We start from the raw sequence: 1,126 nt of genomic DNA on the forward strand, positions 1-1,126 counted from the left end.
GGCTGGCCGGTGGCTGGTGTCGGCTGGCCGGTGGCCGGGACCAGCGGCACGAACAGCGCGTAGCCCTGGGTGCCGGCCGGCACGGTGACCGGGATCGCCCAGGCGGGCTGCCCCTCCGCGCCGGGCCACGGCACCGGGGGCGGCGCGCCCTCCATCGCGGGCCACACCAGCAGGTACGGCTGGGTGGGCGGGGACCCGTCCGCCGGGGCGGAGCGGGGCGGCTCGGGGGACGATGCCGGCTCGGGCAAGACACGCTCCTCGGTCACAGGGTGTCGTCACTCTAGGGCCCACCCCCACCGCGCCGCCGCCCCGCTTGTCCGTTCGGCCATCCGAGCCTGACCGGTCGTGGCACCGACGTGGATCGAACCTTTGCCGCCCCGCGCCCGTACCAGTGCCCGGGAGGTCGATCACATGGGCACACGGCGCGCGTTCGTGGCGCTCGTCGCCGTCGGCGCGACGCTGCTGCTCACCGCCGTGCCGGCGAGCGCCCACGGGGCGCCGACCAGCCCGTTGAGCCGGGCGGCGGCGTGCGGGCCGGACGGCGGACGGGCGCAGACGCCGGCCTGCCGGGCGGCGGCCGCGGCCGGTGCGGCGGTACGCGAGTGGGACAACATCCGGGTGGCGCGGATCGACGGGCGGGATCGGGAACGTATCCCCGACGGGGAGCTGTGCAGCGGCGGGCTCTCCGCGTACCGGGGACTGGACCTGCCCCGGACCGACTGGCCGGCCACCACGCTCACCGCCGGTGCCCGGCACACGTTCCGCTACCGCACCACCATCCCGCACGAGGGCACGTTCCGGTTCTACGTGACCACCCGCTCGTACGCGCCGCAGCGGCGGCTCACCTGGGCCGACGTGGAGACCGATCCGTTCCTGGAGGTCACCGACCCGCCGATCCGTAACGGCGCGTACGAGATGCCGGGGCGGCTGCCGACCGGGCGGACCGGCCGGCACATCATCTACGTCATCTGGCAGAACTCCAGCACCCAGGACACGTACTACTCCTGCTCCGACGTGATATTCCGCGCGGCGGCGAGCGGTGCCGGAGGCAAAAGGTCGGCGACACCGGCGGCGGGCGCGGCGTCTCCGCGTACCCGATCAGCGGCGGTGACCGACGACGAGCCGG

The 1,126-nt window shown here is 75.4% G+C and carries 1 protein-coding gene and 1 pseudogene; one reads left to right on the forward strand and one right to left on the reverse strand.

What is annotated here, in order from left to right:
- Positions 1-248: pseudogene (locus B1205_RS31785) on the reverse strand (DUF4153 domain-containing protein); the annotation flags it as partial.
- Between the two features lie 163 nt (positions 249-411).
- Here B1205_RS31785 and B1205_RS18595 point away from each other — a divergent pair.
- The coding region (locus tag B1205_RS18595; RefSeq protein WP_089156748.1) for a lytic polysaccharide monooxygenase auxiliary activity family 9 protein at positions 412-1,126 on the forward strand (715 nt) is incomplete at its 3' end.

Origin of the sequence: Micromonospora sp. NBS 11-29, assembly GCF_002140155.1 — a bacterium.
Lineage (GTDB): Bacteria > Actinomycetota > Actinomycetes > Mycobacteriales > Micromonosporaceae > Micromonospora.